This window comes from Escherichia sp. WS3227_2, from assembly GCF_046486495.1.
Lineage (GTDB): Bacteria > Pseudomonadota > Gammaproteobacteria > Enterobacterales > Enterobacteriaceae > Escherichia > Escherichia coli.
In genome coordinates this window covers 601,135-621,601 of record NZ_JBJQLG010000001.1, presented here as the reverse complement: position 1 = coordinate 621,601, position 20,467 = coordinate 601,135, and the positions used below count along the sequence as shown (strand labels likewise).

The 20,467-nt window shown below is 51.1% G+C and carries 16 protein-coding genes and 2 tRNA genes; 17 read left to right on the top strand and 1 reads right to left on the bottom strand.

The genetic code is table 11. From position 1 onward, the window contains the following. The first annotated feature begins 78 nt into the window (after window positions 1–78). From folP to ACJHXB_RS02995, 5 genes are all read left to right on the top strand, one after another. The gene (folP, locus tag ACJHXB_RS03015; protein ID WP_000764731.1) at window positions 79–927 is read left to right on the top strand and encodes a dihydropteroate synthase; all 849 of its coding nucleotides are present in this window, start codon (window positions 79–81) and stop codon (window positions 925–927) included. Further along, the gene (gene glmM, locus ACJHXB_RS03010; RefSeq protein ID WP_000071137.1) at window positions 920–2,257 is read left to right on the top strand and encodes a phosphoglucosamine mutase; all 1,338 of its coding nucleotides are present in this window, start codon (window positions 920–922) and stop codon (window positions 2,255–2,257) included. The genes folP and glmM overlap by 8 nt, the downstream gene beginning before the upstream one ends. Window positions 2,258–2,484: 227 nt before the next feature. After that, on the top strand, window positions 2,485–2,817 hold the full coding sequence (gene secG / locus ACJHXB_RS03005; protein WP_001295556.1) for a preprotein translocase subunit SecG: 333 nt from the start codon (window positions 2,485–2,487) through the stop codon (window positions 2,815–2,817). Window positions 2,818–2,831: 14 nt separating this feature from the next. Then, window positions 2,832–2,918, top strand: a tRNA-Leu gene (locus ACJHXB_RS03000). A 456-nt stretch (window positions 2,919–3,374) separates the two neighbouring features. Further along, the gene (locus tag ACJHXB_RS02995) at window positions 3,375–5,000 is read left to right on the top strand and encodes a phosphoethanolamine transferase (RefSeq protein WP_001469259.1); all 1,626 of its coding nucleotides are present in this window, start codon (window positions 3,375–3,377) and stop codon (window positions 4,998–5,000) included. A 7-nt stretch (window positions 5,001–5,007) separates the two neighbouring features. Here ACJHXB_RS02995 and argG read toward each other — a convergent pair whose 3' ends face one another. Beyond that, window positions 5,008–6,351, bottom strand: coding sequence for an argininosuccinate synthase (gene argG, locus ACJHXB_RS02990; RefSeq protein ID WP_000207680.1), 1,344 nt, complete (start codon window positions 6,349–6,351; stop codon window positions 5,008–5,010). A gap of 347 nt (window positions 6,352–6,698) precedes the next feature. Between argG and ACJHXB_RS02985 the strand changes: the two genes are divergently transcribed. From ACJHXB_RS02985 to mtr, 12 genes are all read left to right on the top strand, one after another. Beyond that, a tRNA-Met gene (locus ACJHXB_RS02985) sits at window positions 6,699–6,775 on the top strand. A 206-nt stretch (window positions 6,776–6,981) separates the two neighbouring features. Next, window positions 6,982–7,434: a ribosome maturation factor RimP gene (gene rimP / locus ACJHXB_RS02980; RefSeq protein ID WP_001300397.1), complete on the top strand. Its 453-nt coding sequence runs from the start codon at window positions 6,982–6,984 to the stop codon at window positions 7,432–7,434. A gap of 27 nt (window positions 7,435–7,461) precedes the next feature. Then, on the top strand, window positions 7,462–8,949 hold the full coding sequence (nusA, locus tag ACJHXB_RS02975) for a transcription termination factor NusA (RefSeq protein ID WP_001031055.1): 1,488 nt from the start codon (window positions 7,462–7,464) through the stop codon (window positions 8,947–8,949). A gap of 24 nt (window positions 8,950–8,973) precedes the next feature. Beyond that, the gene (infB, locus tag ACJHXB_RS02970) at window positions 8,974–11,646 is read left to right on the top strand and encodes a translation initiation factor IF-2 (protein WP_000133044.1); all 2,673 of its coding nucleotides are present in this window, start codon (window positions 8,974–8,976) and stop codon (window positions 11,644–11,646) included. Window positions 11,647–11,804: 158 nt separating this feature from the next. Next, the gene (gene rbfA / locus ACJHXB_RS02965; RefSeq protein ID WP_001040205.1) at window positions 11,805–12,206 is read left to right on the top strand and encodes a 30S ribosome-binding factor RbfA; all 402 of its coding nucleotides are present in this window, start codon (window positions 11,805–11,807) and stop codon (window positions 12,204–12,206) included. Next, on the top strand, window positions 12,206–13,150 hold the full coding sequence (gene truB, locus ACJHXB_RS02960) for a tRNA pseudouridine(55) synthase TruB (RefSeq protein WP_000089698.1): 945 nt from the start codon (window positions 12,206–12,208) through the stop codon (window positions 13,148–13,150). Before rbfA ends, truB begins: the two co-directional genes overlap by 1 nt. A gap of 148 nt (window positions 13,151–13,298) precedes the next feature. Then, complete coding sequence (gene rpsO, locus ACJHXB_RS02955; RefSeq protein WP_000059466.1) at window positions 13,299–13,568, top strand: 30S ribosomal protein S15; 270 nt, start codon at window positions 13,299–13,301, stop codon at window positions 13,566–13,568. A gap of 246 nt (window positions 13,569–13,814) precedes the next feature. Beyond that, a complete protein-coding gene (pnp, locus tag ACJHXB_RS02950) occupies window positions 13,815–15,950 on the top strand; it encodes a polyribonucleotide nucleotidyltransferase (RefSeq protein WP_001298330.1) in 2,136 nt (711 codons plus the stop codon). Window positions 15,951–16,058: 108 nt separating this feature from the next. After that, window positions 16,059–16,943 (top strand): lipoprotein NlpI, encoded by an 885-nt coding sequence (gene nlpI, locus ACJHXB_RS02945; protein WP_000802080.1) that lies wholly within the window; start codon window positions 16,059–16,061, stop codon window positions 16,941–16,943. 106 nt (window positions 16,944–17,049) lie between these two features. Continuing rightward, the gene (yrbN, locus tag ACJHXB_RS02940; protein ID WP_010723222.1) at window positions 17,050–17,130 is read left to right on the top strand and encodes a protein YrbN; all 81 of its coding nucleotides are present in this window, start codon (window positions 17,050–17,052) and stop codon (window positions 17,128–17,130) included. Beyond that, window positions 17,123–19,012, top strand: coding sequence for an ATP-dependent RNA helicase DeaD (gene deaD / locus ACJHXB_RS02935; RefSeq protein ID WP_001295553.1), 1,890 nt, complete (start codon window positions 17,123–17,125; stop codon window positions 19,010–19,012). Before yrbN ends, deaD begins: the two co-directional genes overlap by 8 nt. A 153-nt stretch (window positions 19,013–19,165) precedes the next feature. After that, window positions 19,166–20,410, top strand: a complete 1,245-nt coding sequence (gene mtr, locus ACJHXB_RS02930) for a tryptophan permease (protein ID WP_000224345.1) — start codon at window positions 19,166–19,168, stop codon at window positions 20,408–20,410. Window positions 20,411–20,467: the final 57 nt, after the last annotated feature.

Genomic DNA, 20,467 nt, shown 5'->3' with positions numbered 1-20,467 from the left:
AGATGACTGTATTTGTACCAAAAACCCCGGGGCGTGCTCCGGGGTTTTTTCTTATCAATTCATACCAGGGATAACATTATGAAACTCTTTGCCCAGGGTACTTCACTGGACCTTAGCCATCCTCACGTAATGGGGATCCTCAACGTCACGCCTGATTCCTTTTCGGATGGTGGCACGCATAACTCGCTGATAGATGCGGTGAAACATGCGAATCTGATGATCAACGCTGGCGCGACGATCATTGACGTTGGTGGCGAGTCCACACGTCCAGGGGCGGCGGAAGTTAGCGTTGAAGAAGAGTTACAACGTGTTATTCCTGTGGTTGAGGCAATTGCTCAACGCTTCGAAGTCTGGATCTCGGTAGATACATCCAAACCAGAAGTCATCCGTGAGTCAGCGAAAGTTGGCGCTCACATTATTAACGATATCCGCTCCCTTTCCGAACCTGGCGCTCTGGAGGCGGCTGCAGAAACCGGTTTACCGGTTTGTCTGATGCATATGCAGGGAAATCCAAAAACTATGCAGGAAGCCCCGAAGTATGACGATGTCTTTGCAGAAGTGAATCGCTACTTTATTGAGCAAATAGCACGTTGCGAGCAGGCGGGTATCGCAAAAGAGAAATTGTTGCTCGACCCCGGATTCGGTTTCGGTAAAAATCTCTCCCATAACTATTCATTACTGGCGCGCCTGGCTGAATTTCACCATTTCAACCTGCCGCTGTTGGTGGGTATGTCACGAAAATCGATGATTGGGCAGCTGCTGAACGTGGGGCCGTCCGAGCGCCTGAGCGGTAGTCTGGCCTGTGCGGTCATTGCCGCAATGCAAGGCGCGCACATCATTCGTGTTCATGACGTCAAAGAAACCGTAGAAGCGATGCGGGTGGTGGAAGCCACTCTGTCTGCAAAGGAAAACAAACGCTATGAGTAATCGTAAATATTTCGGTACCGATGGGATTCGTGGTCGTGTAGGGGATGCGCCGATCACACCTGATTTTGTGCTTAAGCTGGGTTGGGCCGCGGGTAAAGTGTTGGCGCGCCACGGCTCCCGTAAGATCATTATTGGTAAAGACACGCGTATTTCTGGCTATATGCTGGAGTCAGCACTGGAAGCGGGTCTGGCGGCTGCCGGTCTTTCCGCGCTCTTCACTGGCCCGATGCCAACACCGGCCGTGGCTTATCTGACGCGGACTTTCCGCGCAGAGGCTGGGATTGTGATATCTGCATCGCATAACCCGTTCTACGATAATGGCATTAAATTTTTCTCTATCGACGGCACCAAACTGCCGGATGCAGTTGAAGAGGCCATCGAAGCGGAAATGGAAAAAGAGATCAGCTGCGTTGATTCGGCAGAACTGGGTAAAGCCAGCCGTATCGTTGATGCTGCGGGTCGCTATATCGAGTTTTGCAAAGCCACGTTCCCGAACGAACTTAGCCTCAGTGAACTGAAGATTGTGGTGGATTGTGCAAACGGTGCGACTTATCACATCGCGCCGAACGTGCTGCGTGAACTGGGGGCGAACGTTATCGCTATCGGTTGTGAGCCGAACGGTGTAAACATCAATGCCGAAGTGGGGGCTACCGACGTTCGCGCGCTCCAGGCTCGTGTGCTGGCTGAAAAAGCGGATCTCGGTATTGCCTTTGACGGCGACGGCGATCGCGTGATTATGGTTGACCATGAAGGCAATAAAGTCGATGGCGATCAGATCATGTATATCATCGCGCGTGAAGGTCTTCGTCAGGGCCAGCTGCGTGGTGGCGCTGTGGGTACATTGATGAGCAACATGGGGCTTGAACTGGCGCTGAAACAGTTAGGAATTCCATTTGCGCGCGCGAAAGTGGGTGACCGCTACGTACTGGAAAAAATGCAGGAGAAAGGCTGGCGTATCGGTGCAGAGAATTCCGGTCATGTGATCCTGCTGGATAAAACCACTACCGGTGACGGTATCGTTGCTGGCTTGCAGGTGCTGGCGGCGATGGCGCGTAACCATATGAGCCTGCACGATCTTTGCAGCGGCATGAAAATGTTCCCGCAGATTCTGGTTAACGTGCGTTACACCGCAGGTAGCGGCGATCCGCTGGAGCATGAATCAGTCAAAGCTGTGACCGCAGAAGTTGAAGCGGCGCTGGGTAGCCGTGGACGTGTGCTGTTGCGTAAATCCGGCACCGAACCGTTAATTCGCGTGATGGTGGAAGGCGAAGACGAAGCGCAGGTGACTGAATTTGCACACCGCATCGCCGATGCAGTAAAAGCCGTTTAAAACGATAAATGGCTGGCTAAAAAGGCGGCGATTGTCGCCTTTTTTCTCAGCGAACACATCGGTTTTGCTGTTTTTTTCCGCAGTTGATACAATGCGATAAAATTGCCCTTGCGAAGGTCATTCGCTTTGGTTAGTATTCACACCCGCTTCAGTGGGAAAGATTAAAAACTCCCGCTTTATTGGTTGAAGCATTGGTACGCGGCAACTCCGCAAGGAACAGGTTGATTATGTACGAAGCTCTTTTAGTAGTTTTCCTTATTGTGGCAATTGGCCTTGTTGGTCTGATCATGCTGCAGCAAGGTAAAGGCGCTGATATGGGAGCCTCCTTCGGAGCAGGCGCTTCCGCTACGCTGTTTGGTTCAAGTGGTTCTGGTAACTTCATGACCCGCATGACGGCGCTGCTGGCAACGTTATTCTTCATCATCAGTCTGGTGCTGGGTAACATCAATAGCAATAAAACCAATAAAGGTAGCGAATGGGAAAACCTGAGTGCGCCGGCGAAAACCGAACAAACTCAGCCAGCTGCTCCGGCTAAGCCGACCAGCGATATCCCGAACTAAAAAGTAGTATCCGTGCCGAGGTGGTGGAATTGGTAGACACGCTACCTTGAGGTGGTAGTGCCCAATAGGGCTTACGGGTTCAAGTCCCGTCCTCGGTACCAAATTCCAGAAAAGAGACGCTGAAAAGCGTCTTTTTTCGTTTTGGTCCTGGTCTGAGGAATGGTTGTCAGGTATCTGTATCTCGTCCAGTTGCTTTACTCGTAGCTGGTACTTTGAAACGATGGTATCGGTACGCCTTAGTTATAAACTTTTCCCTTCTGCTGACATAATTGGCACTTTATTGTGTCAACTCCAGTTCCGGTACGAATACGGATATGTTTACTTCTCGATAAACCATCCTGCTCCTGTCAGTATAACTACTGATGGCTACGTTCTGCGTAATGTTTAGAGACGCATTGATAATGTTATTTAATTACTGAGAACAATGGCCGCATCATTTAAAAAGAAAAAACTAACAGTGTTTCGGTCTGATATGGATCAGAGTTGAAAAACATGTCTGATATAAAATTGAACATTGTTGATAATTGTTTATATTGGTTGTGAACTTGGATTTCTGGATGACAGTATTCAACAAATTTGTTAGAAGTTTTAAATCTCATTGGTTGTTGTATCTTTGTGTTATTGTTTTTGGTATTACGAACTTAGTCGCCTCTTCCGGAGCGCATATGGTTCAGCGATTGCTGTTCTTCGTTCTGACCATCCTGGTTGTTAAACGTATATCATCCCTTCCGCTTCGCCTGCTTGTTGCCGCACCATTTGTGTTACTGACAGCGGCAGACATGAGTATTAGCCTCTATTCATGGTGTACCTTTGGTACAACTTTCAATGATGGATTTGCGATTAGTGTGCTGCAGAGTGATCCGGATGAAGTTGTCAAAATGCTGGGGATGTATATCCCTTATCTATGTGCTTTTGCCTTTTTATCCCTTCTTTTTTTGGCAGTAATAATAAAATATGATGTTTCCTTGCCGACGAAAAAAGTGACAGGAATATTATTGCTGATTGTCATTTCGGGCAGTTTATTTTCCGCTTGTCAATTTGCTTATAAAGATGCAAAAAATAAAAAAGCGTTCAGTCCATATATACTAGCGTCGCGATTTGCTACCTATACACCGTTTTTCAATCTCAATTATTTTGCTTTAGCAGCGAAAGAGCATCAAAGATTACTCTCAATTGCAAACACGGTGCCGTATTTTCAATTATCAGTCAGGGATACAGGTATTGATACCTACGTGTTGATTGTGGGGGAGTCTGTACGCGTCGACAATATGTCTTTGTATGGATATACACGCTCTACGACACCGCAAGTCGAAGCACAAAGAAAACAGATCAAACTGTTTAATCAAGCAATAAGCGGTGCACCTTACACTGCGCTGTCGGTTCCCCTTTCTTTAACTGCTGATTCCGTTTTGAGTCATGACATTCATAATTACCCCGACAACATTATTAATATGGCTAATCAAGCAGGATTTCAGACTTTCTGGCTAAGCTCGCAATCCGCTTTTCGGCAGAATGGTACAGCAGTTACCAGTATCGCCATGCGCGCCATGGAAACAGTCTATGTCAGAGGATTTGATGAATTGTTGTTGCCGCATTTATCGCAAGCGTTACAGCAAAAGACGCAGCAAAAGAAATTGATTGTTCTTCATTTAAATGGAAGCCATGAACCGGCTTGTAGCGCCTATCCGCAATCCAGCGCCGTGTTTCAACCGCAGGACGATCAGGATGCCTGCTATGACAACTCCATTCATTACACAGATAGTTTGCTAGGTCAGGTTTTTGAATTATTAAAAGATCGCCGCGCCTCGGTCATGTATTTTGCCGATCACGGCTTGGAACGCGACCCTACGAAGAAGAACGTCTATTTTCATGGAGGCAGGGAGGCCAGCCAGCAGGCATATCATGTCCCGATGTTTATCTGGTATAGCCCCGTTCTTGGGGATGGCGTTGATCGTACAACGGAAAACGATATCTTTTCCACTGCGTACAATAATTACCTTATTAATGCGTGGATGGGGGTAACAAAGCCGGAACAGCCGCAAACGCTGGAGGAAGTGATTGCACACTATAAAGGAGACTCACGGGTTGTAGATGCAAACCATGATGTTTTCGATTTTGTGATGCTAAGAAAGGAGTTTACTGAGGATAAGCAAGGTAACCCCACCCCTGAAGGGCAGGGTTGATGTCGAATTACTGGCCTTTATTTTCCAGATTCTCCACCTGCGGCACGCCCGAAGCGGCAGAGGAGGAGAGCAGGCCAGTTTTGGCATAACCGAAAAGTTTCTCGCGGGTATCGGTGATATCCAGGTTACGCATGGTCAATTGACCAATACGATCATCTGGTGAGAACACCGAGTCGCCTTTTTCCATCGTCAGACGCTCTGGCTTGTAGGTCAGGTTCTCTGAGACGGTATTCAGGATTGAATAATCGTTCCCACGGCGCAGCTCCAGGGTAACTTCACCAGTGATTTGGCTGGCAACCCAGCGTTGCAGAGAGTCACGCAGCATCAGCGCCTGGGAGTCAAACCAACGCCCCTGGTACAGCAGACGGCCCAATTGACGTCCATGCGCATGATACTGCTCAATGGTGTCTTCGTTGTGAATACCGGTCAACAGACGTTCATACGCAATGTGCAGCAGTGCCATCCCCGGAGCCTCGTAAATACCACGGCTTTTCGCTTCGATGATACGGTTTTCAATCTGGTCGCTCATGCCCAGGCCGTGACGACCGCCGATGCGGTTAGCTTCCAGCATCATTTCTACGTCGTCGCTAAAGGTTTTACCGTTCAGCGCCACCGGATGACCTTGCTCAAAGCGTACTGTGACTTCTTCTGCCGGGATCTTCACGCTCTCATCCCAGAACTTCACGCCCATAATCGGGTTGACGATTTTGACGCTGGAGTTGAGGTATTCCAGATCCTTTGCTTCATGCGTTGCACCAAGCATGTTGGAGTCCGTGGAGTAGGCTTTTTCGACAGACATTTTGTAGTCGAAACCGCAGGCAATCATAAATTCAGACATTTCATGACGACCGCCCAGTTCATCAATAAAGTCAGTATCAAGCCACGGTTTGTAAATCTGCAGTTCAGCATTGGTCAGCAGACCGTAACGATAGAAACGTTCGATATCGTTTCCTTTATAGGTGCTGCCGTCACCCCAGATATTCACGCCATCTTCTTTCATGGCAGCAACCAGCATGGTGCCAGTCACGGCGCGGCCCAGCGGCGTCGTGTTGAAATAGGTCAGGCCGCCAGTGGTGTTATGAAATGCGCCACACTGAATAGCGGCAATACCTTCGGCCACCAGTTGTTTGCGGCAGTCGATCAGACGTGCGTTCTCCGCGCCGTATTCCATGGCACGACGAGGGATCGCATCATAATCCTCTTCGTCTGGCTGGCCCAGATTTGCAGTATATGCATAAGGAACCGCTCCCTTTTGTCGCATCCACAGCAGTGCGGCACTGGTGTCCAGACCGCCGGAAAAAGCGATACCAATACGTTGACCTACCGGGAGATGCTTGAGAATCGTCGTCATAAAATAACACCCTGCTTAATTAACTGATGATGAGCCTGGAATTCCGCTCTCACTGAATTTTTATGCAAAATAAATGAGTTTTCATTTAATCATCTTTTATCGGAGACAGGAAGAGTTTAGTGTGTTTTTTGTAAAATAATGCGCTTAAGGGAGAGCAGGAGAAGGCAAAAGTATTCAACAAATGAAAGTGAACTGGATATTCATTCACGTGATTAGCAATAAACGTTGACAAAATGTGGCATGGATCACTATAATGCTTGCAGATTTTACGTCCCGTCTCGGTACACCAAATCCCAGCAGTATTTGCATTTTTTACCCAAAACGAGTAGAATTTGCCACGTTTCAGGCGCGGGGTGGAGCAGCCTGGTAGCTCGTCGGGCTCATAACCCGAAGGTCGTCGGTTCAAATCCGGCCCCCGCAACCACTTTCCCTTAGAGTCCTTTTTCAAATATACTGTGAAGACTTCGGCCTTCGTAGTGGGATTTGAAAAAATCCTTCTGGAAAGTGCTCCAGACCGCAGTTGCGGTTATAGGGTTCAGTTATATAAAGCCCCGATTTATCGGGGTTTTTTGTTATCTGACTACAGAATAACTGGGCTTTAGGCCCTTTTTTTATGTCTTGGGGGTGGGCTTGTCCACATTAGAGCAAAAATTAACAGAGATGATTACTGCGCCAGTTGAGGCCCTGGGTTTTGAACTGGTTGGCATCGAATTTATTCGCGGTCGCACATCCACACTGCGCATCTATATTGATAGTGAAGATGGCATCAATGTTGATGATTGTGCTGATGTGAGCCACCAGGTAAGTGCTGTGCTGGATGTTGAAGATCCCATCACCGTTGCTTATAACCTGGAAGTCTCCTCACCGGGTCTCGATCGCCCACTGTTCACGGCTGAACACTACGCCCGTTTCGTCGGAGAAGAGGTGACTCTGGTTCTCCGCATGGCGGTACAAAACCGTCGTAAATGGCAGGGCGTTATCAAAGCGGTAGACGGTGAAATGATCACAGTTACCGTCGAAGGTAAAGATGAAGTGTTCGCGCTGAGTAATATCCAGAAGGCGAACCTGGTTCCCCACTTTTAATAGTCTGGATGAGGTGAAAAGCCCGCGATGAACAAAGAAATTTTGGCTGTAGTTGAAGCCGTATCCAATGAAAAGGCGCTACCTCGCGAGAAGATTTTCGAAGCATTGGAAAGCGCGCTGGCGACAGCAACAAAGAAAAAATATGAACAAGAGATCGACGTCCGCGTACAGATCGATCGCAAAAGCGGTGATTTTGACACCTTCCGTCGCTGGTTAGTTGTTGATGAAGTCACCCAGCCGACCAAGGAAATCACCCTTGAAGCCGCACGTTATGAAGATGAAAGCCTGAACCTGGGCGATTACGTTGAAGATCAGATTGAGTCTGTTACCTTTGACCGTATCACCACCCAGACGGCAAAACAGGTTATCGTGCAGAAAGTGCGTGAAGCCGAACGTGCTATGGTGGTTGATCAGTTCCGTGAACACGAAGGTGAAATCATCACCGGCGTGGTGAAAAAAGTAAACCGCGACAACATCTCTCTGGATCTGGGCAACAACGCTGAAGCCGTGATCCTGCGCGAAGATATGCTGCCGCGTGAAAACTTCCGCCCTGGCGACCGTGTTCGTGGCGTGCTCTATTCCGTTCGCCCGGAAGCGCGTGGTGCGCAACTGTTCGTCACTCGTTCCAAGCCGGAAATGCTGATCGAACTGTTCCGTATTGAAGTGCCGGAAATCGGCGAAGAAGTGATTGAAATTAAAGCAGCGGCTCGCGATCCGGGTTCTCGTGCGAAAATCGCGGTGAAAACCAACGATAAACGTATCGATCCGGTAGGTGCTTGCGTAGGTATGCGTGGCGCGCGTGTTCAGGCGGTTTCTACTGAACTGGGCGGCGAGCGTATCGATATCGTCCTGTGGGATGATAACCCGGCGCAGTTCGTGATTAACGCAATGGCACCGGCAGACGTTGCTTCTATCGTGGTGGATGAAGATAAACACACCATGGATATCGCCGTTGAAGCCGGTAACCTGGCGCAGGCGATTGGCCGTAACGGTCAGAACGTGCGTCTGGCTTCGCAGCTGAGCGGTTGGGAACTCAACGTGATGACCGTTGACGACCTGCAGGCTAAGCATCAGGCGGAAGCGCACGCAGCGATCGACACCTTCACCAAATATCTCGACATCGACGAAGACTTTGCGACTGTTCTGGTAGAAGAAGGCTTCTCGACGCTGGAAGAACTGGCCTATGTGCCGATGAAAGAGCTGTTGGAAATCGAAGGCCTTGATGAGCCGACCGTTGAAGCACTGCGCGAGCGTGCTAAAAATGCACTGGCCACCATTGCACAGGCCCAGGAAGAAAGCCTCGGTGATAACAAACCGGCTGACGATCTGCTGAACCTTGAAGGGATAGATCGTGATTTGGCATTCAAACTGGCCGCCCGTGGCGTTTGTACGCTGGAAGATCTCGCCGAACAGGGCATTGATGATCTGGCTGATATCGAAGGGTTGACCGACGAAAAAGCCGGAGCACTGATTATGGCTGCCCGTAATATTTGCTGGTTCGGTGACGAAGCGTAATAAACTGTAGCAGGAAGGAACAGCATGACAGATGTAACGATTAAAACGCTGGCCGCAGAGCGACAGACCTCCGTGGAACGCCTGGTACAGCAATTTGCTGATGCAGGTATCCGGAAGTCTGCTGACGACTCTGTGTCCGCACAAGAGAAACAGACTTTGATTGACCACCTGAATCAGAAAAATTCAGGCCCGGACAAATTGACGCTGCAACGTAAAACACGCAGCACCCTTAACATTCCTGGTACCGGTGGAAAAAGCAAATCGGTACAAATCGAAGTCCGCAAGAAACGCACCTTTGTGAAACGCGATCCGCAAGAGGCTGAACGCCTTGCTGCGGAAGAGCAAGCGCAGCGTGAAGCGGAAGAGCAAGCCCGTCGTGAGGCAGAAGAATCGGCCAAACGTGAGGCGCAACAAAAAGCTGAACGTGAGGCCGCAGAACAAGCTAAGCGTGAAGCTGCTGAACAAGCGAAACGTGAAGCTGCGGAAAAAGACAAAGTGAGCAATCAACAAGACGATATGACTAAAAACGCCCAGGCTGAAAAAGCCCGCCGTGAGCAGGAAGCTGCAGAGCTCAAGCGTAAAGCCGAAGAAGAAGCGCGTCGTAAACTCGAAGAAGAAGCACGTCGCGTTGCTGAAGAAGCACGTCGTATGGCGGAAGAAAACAAATGGACTGATAACGCGGAACCGACTGAAGATTCCAGCGATTATCACGTCACTACTTCTCAACATGCTCGCCAGGCAGAAGACGAAAGCGATCGTGAAGTCGAAGGCGGCCGTGGCCGTGGTCGTAACGCGAAAGCTGCGCGTCCGAAGAAAGGCAACAAACACGCTGAATCAAAAGCTGATCGTGAAGAAGCACGCGCAGCAGTACGTGGCGGTAAAGGCGGAAAACGTAAAGGTTCTTCGCTGCAGCAAGGCTTCCAGAAGCCTGCTCAGGCCGTTAACCGTGACGTTGTGATCGGCGAAACTATCACCGTTGGCGAACTGGCGAACAAGATGGCGGTTAAAGGCTCTCAGGTCATCAAAGCGATGATGAAACTGGGCGCAATGGCAACCATCAACCAGGTTATCGATCAGGAAACCGCACAGCTGGTTGCTGAAGAGATGGGCCACAAAGTTATCCTGCGTCGTGAAAACGAGCTGGAAGAAGCGGTAATGAGCGACCGTGACACGGGTGCAGCGGCTGAACCGCGCGCGCCGGTTGTGACCATCATGGGTCACGTTGACCACGGTAAAACCTCTCTACTGGACTACATTCGTTCAACGAAAGTGGCCTCTGGCGAAGCGGGCGGCATTACCCAGCACATTGGTGCATACCACGTTGAAACTGAAAACGGCATGATCACCTTCCTGGACACCCCGGGGCACGCCGCGTTTACTTCAATGCGTGCTCGTGGTGCGCAGGCAACGGACATCGTAGTCCTGGTTGTTGCTGCCGACGACGGCGTAATGCCGCAGACCATCGAAGCAATCCAGCACGCGAAAGCGGCGCAGGTTCCGGTGGTGGTTGCAGTGAACAAGATCGATAAACCAGAAGCCGATCCGGATCGCGTTAAGAACGAACTCTCCCAGTACGGCATCCTGCCGGAAGAGTGGGGCGGTGAAAGCCAGTTCGTACATGTGTCTGCGAAAGCGGGTACTGGTATCGATGAACTGCTGGACGCTATCCTGCTGCAGGCGGAAGTTCTGGAACTGAAAGCGGTACGTAAAGGTATGGCGAGCGGTGCGGTTATCGAATCCTTCCTCGATAAAGGTCGTGGTCCGGTTGCTACCGTTCTGGTACGTGAAGGTACTCTGCACAAGGGCGATATCGTTCTGTGTGGCTTCGAATACGGTCGTGTTCGTGCGATGCGCAACGAACTGGGTCAGGAAGTGCTGGAAGCGGGTCCGTCCATTCCGGTGGAAATCCTCGGCCTGTCCGGCGTTCCGGCTGCGGGTGATGAAGTTACCGTTGTACGTGACGAGAAGAAAGCGCGTGAAGTTGCACTCTATCGTCAGGGTAAATTCCGCGAAGTTAAACTGGCGCGTCAGCAGAAATCTAAACTCGAGAACATGTTCGCCAACATGACCGAAGGCGAAGTTCACGAAGTGAATATCGTCCTGAAGGCAGACGTACAGGGTTCTGTGGAAGCTATCTCCGACTCCTTGCTGAAACTGTCTACTGACGAAGTTAAAGTGAAGATCATCGGTTCTGGCGTAGGTGGTATCACCGAAACCGACGCTACCCTGGCTGCGGCGTCCAACGCCATCCTGGTTGGCTTCAACGTACGTGCTGATGCCTCTGCACGTAAAGTAATTGAAGCGGAAAGCCTGGATCTGCGTTACTACTCCGTCATCTATAACCTGATCGACGAAGTGAAAGCGGCAATGAGCGGTATGCTGTCTCCGGAACTGAAACAACAGATTATCGGTCTGGCGGAAGTTCGTGACGTATTCAAATCACCGAAATTTGGTGCCATCGCAGGTTGTATGGTTACCGAAGGTGTGGTTAAACGTCACAACCCGATCCGCGTTCTGCGCGACAACGTGGTTATCTACGAAGGCGAGCTGGAGTCCCTGCGCCGCTTCAAAGATGACGTTAACGAAGTCCGTAATGGTATGGAATGTGGTATCGGCGTTAAGAACTACAACGATGTCCGCACTGGCGATGTGATCGAAGTATTCGAGATCATCGAAATCCAACGTACCATCGCTTAAGGTTGTCTGGGTTGTAGGCCGGATAAGGCTTTTACGCCGCATCCGGCAGCCGTTGCCTGATGCGACGCTCGCGCGTCTTATCAGGCCTACACAGCCCTTTCCACCTGAGATTAATTTTAAAAGGGGCTATGGCCCCTTTTTTGTCAGGAGAATTTATTATGGCGAAAGAATTTGGTCGCCCGCAGCGCGTAGCGCAGGAAATGCAAAAAGAGATCGCTCTCATCCTGCAGCGTGAAATTAAAGATCCTCGTCTGGGCATGATGACCACCGTTTCCGGTGTCGAAATGTCTCGCGACCTGGCGTATGCCAAAGTATATGTAACGTTCCTCAACGACAAAGATGAAGACGCGGTTAAAGCGGGCATCAAAGCGCTGCAGGAAGCTTCTGGTTTCATCCGCAGCCTGCTGGGGAAAGCGATGCGCTTGCGTATCGTGCCGGAACTGACCTTCTTCTACGACAACTCGCTGGTTGAAGGGATGCGCATGTCAAACCTGGTGACCAGCGTGGTCAAACATGACGAAGAACGTCGTGTTAACCCGGACGACAGCAAGGAGGACTAATGAGTCGTCCTCGTCGTCGCGGTCGCGACATTAACGGCGTGTTGTTGCTGGATAAACCGCAGGGTATGTCCAGCAACGATGCGCTGCAAAAAGTGAAACGGATTTATAACGCCAACCGTGCTGGGCATACCGGTGCGCTGGACCCGCTGGCAACTGGCATGTTGCCAATTTGCCTCGGGGAAGCGACGAAGTTTTCCCAGTATCTGCTGGACTCCGACAAACGCTATCGGGTGATTGCGCGTCTTGGACAGCGTACCGATACGTCTGACGCCGATGGACAAATCGTTGAAGAACGTCCGGTAACCTTTAGCGCAGAGCAACTGGCGGCGGCACTGGATACTTTCCGTGGCGATATCGAACAGATCCCATCGATGTATTCAGCACTGAAATACCAGGGCAAAAAACTGTACGAATATGCGCGTCAGGGCATTGAAGTTCCGCGTGAAGCGCGCCCGATTACCGTTTATGAATTGCTGTTTATTCGCCACGAAGGCAATGAGCTGGAGCTGGAAATTCACTGCTCAAAAGGCACTTATATCCGCACCATCATTGATGACCTGGGTGAAAAACTCGGTTGTGGCGCGCATGTTATTTACCTGCGTCGTCTGGCGGTAAGTAAATATCCGGTTGAACGGATGGTGACCCTGGAACATCTGCGTGAACTGGTTGAACAAGCCGAACAGCAGGATATTCCAGCCGCGGAGTTACTTGATCCATTACTGATGCCAATGGACAGTCCAGCTTCGGACTACCCGGTGGTGAATCTTCCGTTAACGTCTTCTGTTTACTTCAAAAATGGTAACCCGGTTCGTACATCCGGTGCGCCGCTGGAAGGACTGGTTCGCGTTACTGAAGGTGAGAACGGCAAGTTTATCGGTATGGGCGAAATTGACGATGAAGGCCGCGTCGCGCCTCGTCGCCTGGTGGTTGAATACCCGGCGTAATGTTAACCGTCTTGCGATAACAGGTCGCTACGAGTAGAATACTGCCGCTTAACGTCGCGTAAATTGTTTAACACTTTGCGTAACGTACACTGGGATCGCTGAATTAGAGATCGGCGTCCTTTCATTCTATATACTTTGGAGTTTTAAAATGTCTCTAAGTACTGAAGCAACAGCTAAAATCGTTTCTGAGTTTGGTCGTGACGCAAACGACACCGGTTCTACCGAAGTTCAGGTAGCACTGCTGACTGCACAGATCAACCACCTGCAGGGCCACTTTGCAGAGCACAAAAAAGATCACCACAGCCGTCGTGGTCTGCTGCGCATGGTTTCTCAGCGTCGTAAACTGCTCGACTACCTGAAACGTAAAGACGTAGCACGTTACACCCAGCTCATCGAGCGCCTGGGTCTGCGTCGCTAATTCTTGCGAGTTTCAGAAAAGGGGGCCTGAGTGGCCCCTTTTTTCAAGCTGACGGCAGCAATTCACTGGAAACTAATGTATTGTTGCTATGAATGATCTTCCGTTGCAGAGGTTCGCGCGGCTAATGAGAGGCTTTACCCACATTGGGCTGGGTTAGGGTTGTCATTAGTCGCGAGGATGCGCAGAAGATCGGGTATTAACACCAGTGCCGTAAGGTACTGTCTAAGAAAGAGAAAGGATATTACATTGCTTAATCCGATCGTTCGTAAATTCCAGTACGGCCAACACACCGTGACTCTGGAAACCGGCATGATGGCTCGTCAGGCTACTGCCGCTGTTATGGTTAGCATGGATGACACCGCGGTATTCGTTACCGTTGTTGGCCAGAAAAAAGCCAAACCAGGTCAGGACTTCTTCCCACTGACCGTTAACTATCAGGAGCGTACCTACGCTGCTGGTCGTATCCCGGGTAGCTTCTTCCGTCGTGAAGGCCGCCCAAGCGAAGGCGAAACCCTGATCGCGCGTCTGATTGACCGCCCGATTCGCCCGCTGTTCCCGGAAGGCTTCGTCAACGAAGTTCAGGTTATCGCCACCGTGGTTTCTGTTAACCCGCAGGTTAACCCGGATATCGTCGCGATGATTGGTGCTTCCGCAGCACTGTCTCTGTCTGGTATTCCGTTCAATGGTCCGATTGGTGCTGCCCGCGTAGGTTACATCAATGACCAGTACGTACTGAACCCGACTCAGGACGAACTGAAAGAGAGCAAACTGGATCTGGTTGTTGCGGGTACTGAAGCCGCTGTACTGATGGTTGAATCTGAAGCTGAACTGCTGAGCGAAGACCAGATGCTGGGCGCAGTAGTGTTCGGTCATGAACAACAGCAGGTTGTTATTCAGAACATCAATGAACTGGTGAAAGAAGCCGGTAAACCGCGTTGGGATTGGCAGCCGGAGCCGGTAAACGAAGCGCTGAACGCGCGCGTTGCTGCACTGGCTGAAGCTCGTCTGAGCGATGCTTACCGCATCACCGACAAACAAGAGCGTTATGCGCAGGTTGATGTCATCAAATCTGAAACCATCGCGACGCTGCTTGCTGAAGATGAAACCCTGGACGAAAACGAACTGGGTGAAATTCTGCACGCTATCGAGAAAAACGTTGTTCGTAGCCGCGTACTGGCAGGCGAACCGCGTATCGACGGTCGTGAAAAAGATATGATTCGTGGTCTGGATGTGCGTACTGGCGTGCTGCCGCGTACTCACGGTTCTGCGCTGTTCACCCGTGGTGAAACTCAGGCGCTGGTTACCGCAACGCTGGGTACTGCACGTGACGCGCAAGTTCTTGATGAACTAATGGGCGAACGTACTGACACCTTCCTGTTCCACTACAACTTCCCTCCGTACTCAGTAGGCGAAACCGGCATGGTCGGTTCTCCGAAGCGTCGTGAAATTGGTCACGGTCGTCTGGCGAAGCGCGGTGTGCTGGCAGTCATGCCGGATATGGACAAATTCCCGTACACCGTACGTGTTGTGTCTGAAATCACTGAATCCAACGGTTCCTCTTCTATGGCTTCCGTGTGCGGCGCGTCTCTGGCGCTGATGGACGCAGGTGTGCCAATCAAAGCTGCTGTTGCGGGTATCGCAATGGGTCTGGTGAAAGAAGGCGACAACTACGTTGTACTGTCTGACATTTTGGGCGACGAAGATCACCTGGGCGATATGGACTTCAAAGTTGCGGGTTCCCGCGACGGTATCTCTGCATTGCAGATGGATATCAAAATTGAAGGTATCACCAAAGAGATCATGCAGGTTGCGCTGAACCAGGCTAAAGGTGCGCGTCTGCATATCCTGGGCGTAATGGAACAGGCGATCAACGCGCCGCGCGGCGATATCTCTGAGTTCGCTCCGCGTATCCATACCATCAAGATCAACCCGGACAAGATCAAAGACGTTATCGGTAAAGGCGGTTCTGTTATCCGTGCTCTGACCGAAGAAACTGGCACCACCATCGAAATCGAAGATGACGGTACTGTGAAGATCGCAGCGACCGACGGCGAGAAAGCGAAACATGCTATTCGTCGTATCGAAGAGATCACTGCAGAAATCGAAGTGGGCCGCGTCTACAATGGTAAAGTGACCCGTATCGTTGACTTTGGCGCATTTGTTGCCATCGGCGGCGGTAAAGAAGGTCTGGTACACATCTCTCAGATCGCTGACAAACGCGTAGAGAAAGTGACCGATTACCTGCAGATGGGTCAGGAAGTACCGGTGAAAGTTCTGGAAGTTGATCGCCAGGGCCGTATCCGTCTGAGCATTAAAGAAGCGACTGAGCAGTCTCAACCTGCTGCAGCACCGGAAGCTCCGGCTGCTGAACAGGGCGAGTAAGGTTGCCATTTGCCCTCCGCTGCGGCGGGGGGCTTTTAACCGGGCAGGACGCCTTGTTAGCAACCGGGAACAGGACGTTCATTCAACCGTGGTCTTCGGGAGTGGGAAATGAAGCCTTTTTTGCGCTGGTGTTTCGTTGCGACAGCACTTACGCTTGCAGGATGCAGTAATACTTCCTGGCGTAAAAGTGAAGTCCTCGCGGTACCATTGCAACCGACTTTACAGCAGGAAGTGATTCTGGCACGTATGGAACAAATCCTTGCCAGTCGGGCTTTAACCGATGACGAACGCGCACAGCTTTTATATGAGCGCGGAGTGTTGTATGATAGTCTCGGTCTGAGGGCATTAGCGCGTAACGATTTTTCGCAAGCGCTGGCAATCCGACCGGATATGCCTGAAGTATTCAATTACTTAGGTATATATTTAACGCAGGCAGGCAATTTTGATGCTGCCTATGAAGCGTTTGATTCTGTACTTGAGCTTGATCCAACTTACAACTACGCGCACTTGAATCGCGGGATCGCATTATATTACGGCGGTCGTGACAAGTTAGCGCAAGATGATCTGCTGGCGTTTTATCAAGACGATCCCAATGATCCTTTCCGTAGTCTGTGGCTTTATCTCGCCGAGCAGAAGCTCGATGAGAAGCAGGCTAAAGAAGTGTTGAAACAGCACTTCGAAAAATCGGATAAGGAACAGTGGGGATGGAACATTGTCGAGTTCTACCTGGGCAACATTAGCGAACAAACGTTAATGGAAAGGCTCAAGGCGGACGCAACGGATAACACCTCGCTCGCTGAGCATCTCAGTGAAACCAACTTCTATTTAGGTAAGTACTACCTAAGTCTGGGGGATTTGGACAGCGCCACGGCACTGTTCAAACTGGCGGTTGCCAACAACGTTCATAACTTTGTTGAGCACCGATACGCATTGTTGGAATTATCGCTCCTGGGCCAGGACCAAGATGACCTGGCAGAATCGGACCAGCAATAGCTGACGTACACATCAGCCCGTAATCTTTTTTGATTGCCATCACCTTAACGGGTGAGGGCGTTGTTGTTCGTTAATACACCTACTTTGAGCCGGTTCACACTTTTCAATGAAAATTGCTGATCAATTTCATGATGAGTTATGTAGACTGGCCGCCATTAATTTTGAGGCACACGTACTACATGGCTGAATTCGAAACCACTTTTGCAGATCTGGGCCTGAAGGCTCCTATCCTTGAAGCCCTTAACGATCTGGGTTACGAAAAACCATCTCCAATTCAGGCAGAGTGTATTCCACATCTGCTGAATGGCCGCGACGTTCTGGGTATGGCCCAGACGGGGAGCGGAAAAACTGCAGCATTCTCTTTACCTCTGCTGCAAAATCTTGATCCTGAGCTGAAAGCACCACAGATTCTGGTGCTGGCACCGACCCGCGAACTGGCGGTACAGGTTGCTGAAGCAATGACGGATTTCTCTAAACACATGCGCGGCGTAAACGTGGTTGCCCTGTACGGCGGCCAGCGTTATGACGTGCAATTACGCGCCCTGCGTCAGGGGCCGCAGATCGTTGTCGGTACTCCGGGCCGTCTGCTGGACCACCTGAAACGTGGCACTCTGGACCTCTCTAAACTGAGCGGTCTGGTTCTGGATGAAGCTGACGAAATGCTGCGCATGGGCTTCATCGAAGACGTTGAAACCATTATGGCGCAGATCCCGGAAGGTCATCAGACCGCTCTGTTCTCTGCAACCATGCCGGAAGCGATTCGTCGCATTACCCGCCGCTTTATGAAAGAGCCGCAGGAAGTGCGCATTCAGTCCAGCGTGACTACCCGTCCTGACATCAGCCAGAGCTACTGGACTGTCTGGGGTATGCGTAAAAACGAAGCACTGGTACGTTTCCTGGAAGCGGAAGATTTTGATGCGGCGATTATCTTCGTTCGTACCAAAAATGCGACTCTGGAAGTGGCTGAAGCTCTTGAGCGTAACGGCTACAACAGCGCCGCGCTGAACGGTGACATGAACCAGGCGCTGCGTGAACAGACACTGGAACGCCTGAAAGATGGTCGTCTGGACATCCTGATTGCGACCGACGTTGCAGCCCGTGGCCTGGACGTTGAGCGTATCAGCCTGGTGGTTAACTACGATATCCCGATGGATTCTGAGTCTTACGTTCACCGTATCGGTCGTACCGGTCGTGCGGGTCGTGCTGGCCGCGCACTGCTGTTCGTTGAGAACCGCGAGCGTCGTCTGCTGCGCAACATTGAACGTACTATGAAGCTAACTATTCCGGAAGTAGAACTGCCGAACGCAGAACTGCTGGGCAAACGCCGTCTGGAAAAATTCGCCGCTAAAGTACAGCAGCAGCTGGAAAGCAGCGATCTGGATCAATACCGCGCACTGCTGAGCAAAATTCAGCCGACTGCAGAAGGTGAAGAGCTGGATCTCGAAACTCTGGCCGCCGCACTGCTGAAAATGGCACAGGGTGAACGTACTCTGATTGTTCCGCCAGATGCGCCGATGCGTCCGAAACGTGAATTCCGTGACCGTGATGACCGTGGTCCGCGCGATCGTAACGACCGTGGCCCGCGTGGTGACCGTGAAGATCGTCCGCGTCGTGAACGTCGTGATGTTGGCGATATGCAGCTGTACCGCATTGAAGTGGGCCGCGATGATGGTGTTGAAGTTCGTCATATCGTTGGCGCGATTGCTAACGAAGGTGACATCAGCAGCCGTTACATCGGTAACATCAAGCTGTTTGCTTCTCACTCCACCATCGAACTGCCGAAAGGTATGCCGGGTGAAGTGCTGCAACACTTTACGCGTACTCGCATTCTCAACAAGCCGATGAACATGCAGTTACTGGGCGATGCACAGCCGCATACTGGCGGTGAGCGTCGTGGCGGTGGTCGTGGTTTCGGTGGCGAACGTCGTGAAGGTGGTCGTAACTTCAGCGGTGAACGCCGTGAAGGTGGTCGTGGTGATGGTCGTCGTTTTAGCGGCGAACGTCGTGAAGGCCGCGCACCGCGTCGTGATGACTCTACCGGTCGTCGTCGTTTCGGTGGTGATGCGTAATCATCGCTAAACAGCGAACACAATCTGTAAAATAATATATACAGCCCCGATTTTTACCATCGGGGCTTTTTTTCTGTCTTTTGTACTCGTGTACTGGTACAGTGCAATACATAACAACGCAGTCGCACTATTTTTCACTGGAGAGAAGCCCTCATGGCAACACTAACCACCACCCAAACGTCACCGTCGCTGCTTGGCGGCGTGGTGATTATCGGCGGCACCATTATTGGCGCAGGGATGTTTTCTCTGCCTGTGGTCATGTCCGGGGCGTGGTTCTTCTGGTCAATGGCGGCGCTGATCTTTACCTGGTTCTGTATGCTGCATTCCGGCTTGATGATTCTGGAAGCTAACCTGAATTATCGAATCGGTTCTAGTTTTGACACCATCACCAAAGATTTGCTGGGCAAAGGCTGGAATGTAGTCAACGGCATTTCCATTGCCTTTGTGCTCTATATCCTGACTTACGCCTATATTTCTGCCAGCGGTTCGATTCTGCATCACACCTTCGCGGAGATGTCGCTAAACGTCCCTGCACGGGCAGCTGGATTTGGTTTTGCACTGCTGGTAGCGTTCGTGGTGTGGTTGAGTACGAAAGCTGTCAGCCGGATGACAGCAATTGTGCTGGGGGCGAAAGTCATTACTTTCTTCCTCACCTTCGGCAGCCTGCTGGGGCATGTACAGCCTGCGACATTGTTCAACGTCGCCGAAAGCAATGCGTCTTATGCGCCGTATCTGCTGATGACACTGCCATTCTGTCTGGCATCGTTTGGTTATCACGGTAACGTGCCGAGCCTGATGAAGTATTACGGCAAAGATCCGAAAACCATCGTGAAATGCCTGGTGTACGGTACGCTGATGGCGCTGGCGCTGTATACCATCTGGTTGCTGGCGACGATGGGCAACATCCCTCGTCCGGAGTTTATCGGCATCGCCGAGAAGGGCGGTAACATTGATGTGCTGGTACAGGCATTAAGCGGCGTGCTGAACAGCCGTAGCCTGGATCTGCTGCTGGTCGTGTTCTCAAACTTTGCGGTAGCAAGTTCGTTCCTTGGCGTAACGCTGGGTTTGTTTGACTATCTGGCAGATCTGTTTGGTTTCGATGACTCGGCTATGGGCCGCTTGAAAACAGCATTGTTGACCTTTGCACCGCCTGTTGTGGGTGGTCTGCTGTTCCCGAATGGATTCCTGTACGCCATTGGCTATGCTGGCTTAGCAGCTACCATCTGGGCGGCAATTGTACCGGCGCTGTTGGCCCGCGCATCGCGTAAACGCTTTGGCAGCCCGAAATTCCGCGTCTGGGGCGGTAAGCCGATGATTGCGCTGATTCTGGTGTTTGGCGTCGGCAACGCACTGGTGCATATTTTATCGAGCTTTAATTTGCTGCCGGTGTATCAGTAATCAGCGGTGCCTTATCCGACATTTCTGCTGCCTACACAATGCCTGATGCGCTTCGCT

What these genes read in the sequence shown, in the direction of transcription:
- folP (WP_000764731.1), top strand. Translation starts at nt 79, where the DNA reads ATGAAACTCTTTGCCCAGGGTACTTCACTGGACCTTAGCCATCCTCAC.
- glmM (WP_000071137.1), top strand. Translation starts at nt 920, where the DNA reads ATGAGTAATCGTAAATATTTCGGTACCGATGGGATTCGTGGTCGTGTA.
- secG (WP_001295556.1), top strand. Translation starts at nt 2,485, where the DNA reads ATGTACGAAGCTCTTTTAGTAGTTTTCCTTATTGTGGCAATTGGCCTT.
- ACJHXB_RS02995 (WP_001469259.1), top strand. Translation starts at nt 3,375, where the DNA reads ATGACAGTATTCAACAAATTTGTTAGAAGTTTTAAATCTCATTGGTTG.
- argG (WP_000207680.1), bottom strand. Translation starts at nt 6,351, where the DNA reads ATGACGACGATTCTCAAGCATCTCCCGGTAGGTCAACGTATTGGTATC.
- nusA (WP_001031055.1), top strand. Translation starts at nt 7,462, where the DNA reads ATGAACAAAGAAATTTTGGCTGTAGTTGAAGCCGTATCCAATGAAAAG.
- infB (WP_000133044.1), top strand. Translation starts at nt 8,974, where the DNA reads ATGACAGATGTAACGATTAAAACGCTGGCCGCAGAGCGACAGACCTCC.
- rbfA (WP_001040205.1), top strand. Translation starts at nt 11,805, where the DNA reads ATGGCGAAAGAATTTGGTCGCCCGCAGCGCGTAGCGCAGGAAATGCAA.
- truB (WP_000089698.1), top strand. Translation starts at nt 12,206, where the DNA reads ATGAGTCGTCCTCGTCGTCGCGGTCGCGACATTAACGGCGTGTTGTTG.
- rpsO (WP_000059466.1), top strand. Translation starts at nt 13,299, where the DNA reads ATGTCTCTAAGTACTGAAGCAACAGCTAAAATCGTTTCTGAGTTTGGT.
- nlpI (WP_000802080.1), top strand. Translation starts at nt 16,059, where the DNA reads ATGAAGCCTTTTTTGCGCTGGTGTTTCGTTGCGACAGCACTTACGCTT.
- yrbN (WP_010723222.1), top strand. Translation starts at nt 17,050, where the DNA reads ATGAAAATTGCTGATCAATTTCATGATGAGTTATGTAGACTGGCCGCC.
- deaD (WP_001295553.1), top strand. Translation starts at nt 17,123, where the DNA reads ATGGCTGAATTCGAAACCACTTTTGCAGATCTGGGCCTGAAGGCTCCT.
- mtr (WP_000224345.1), top strand. Translation starts at nt 19,166, where the DNA reads ATGGCAACACTAACCACCACCCAAACGTCACCGTCGCTGCTTGGCGGC.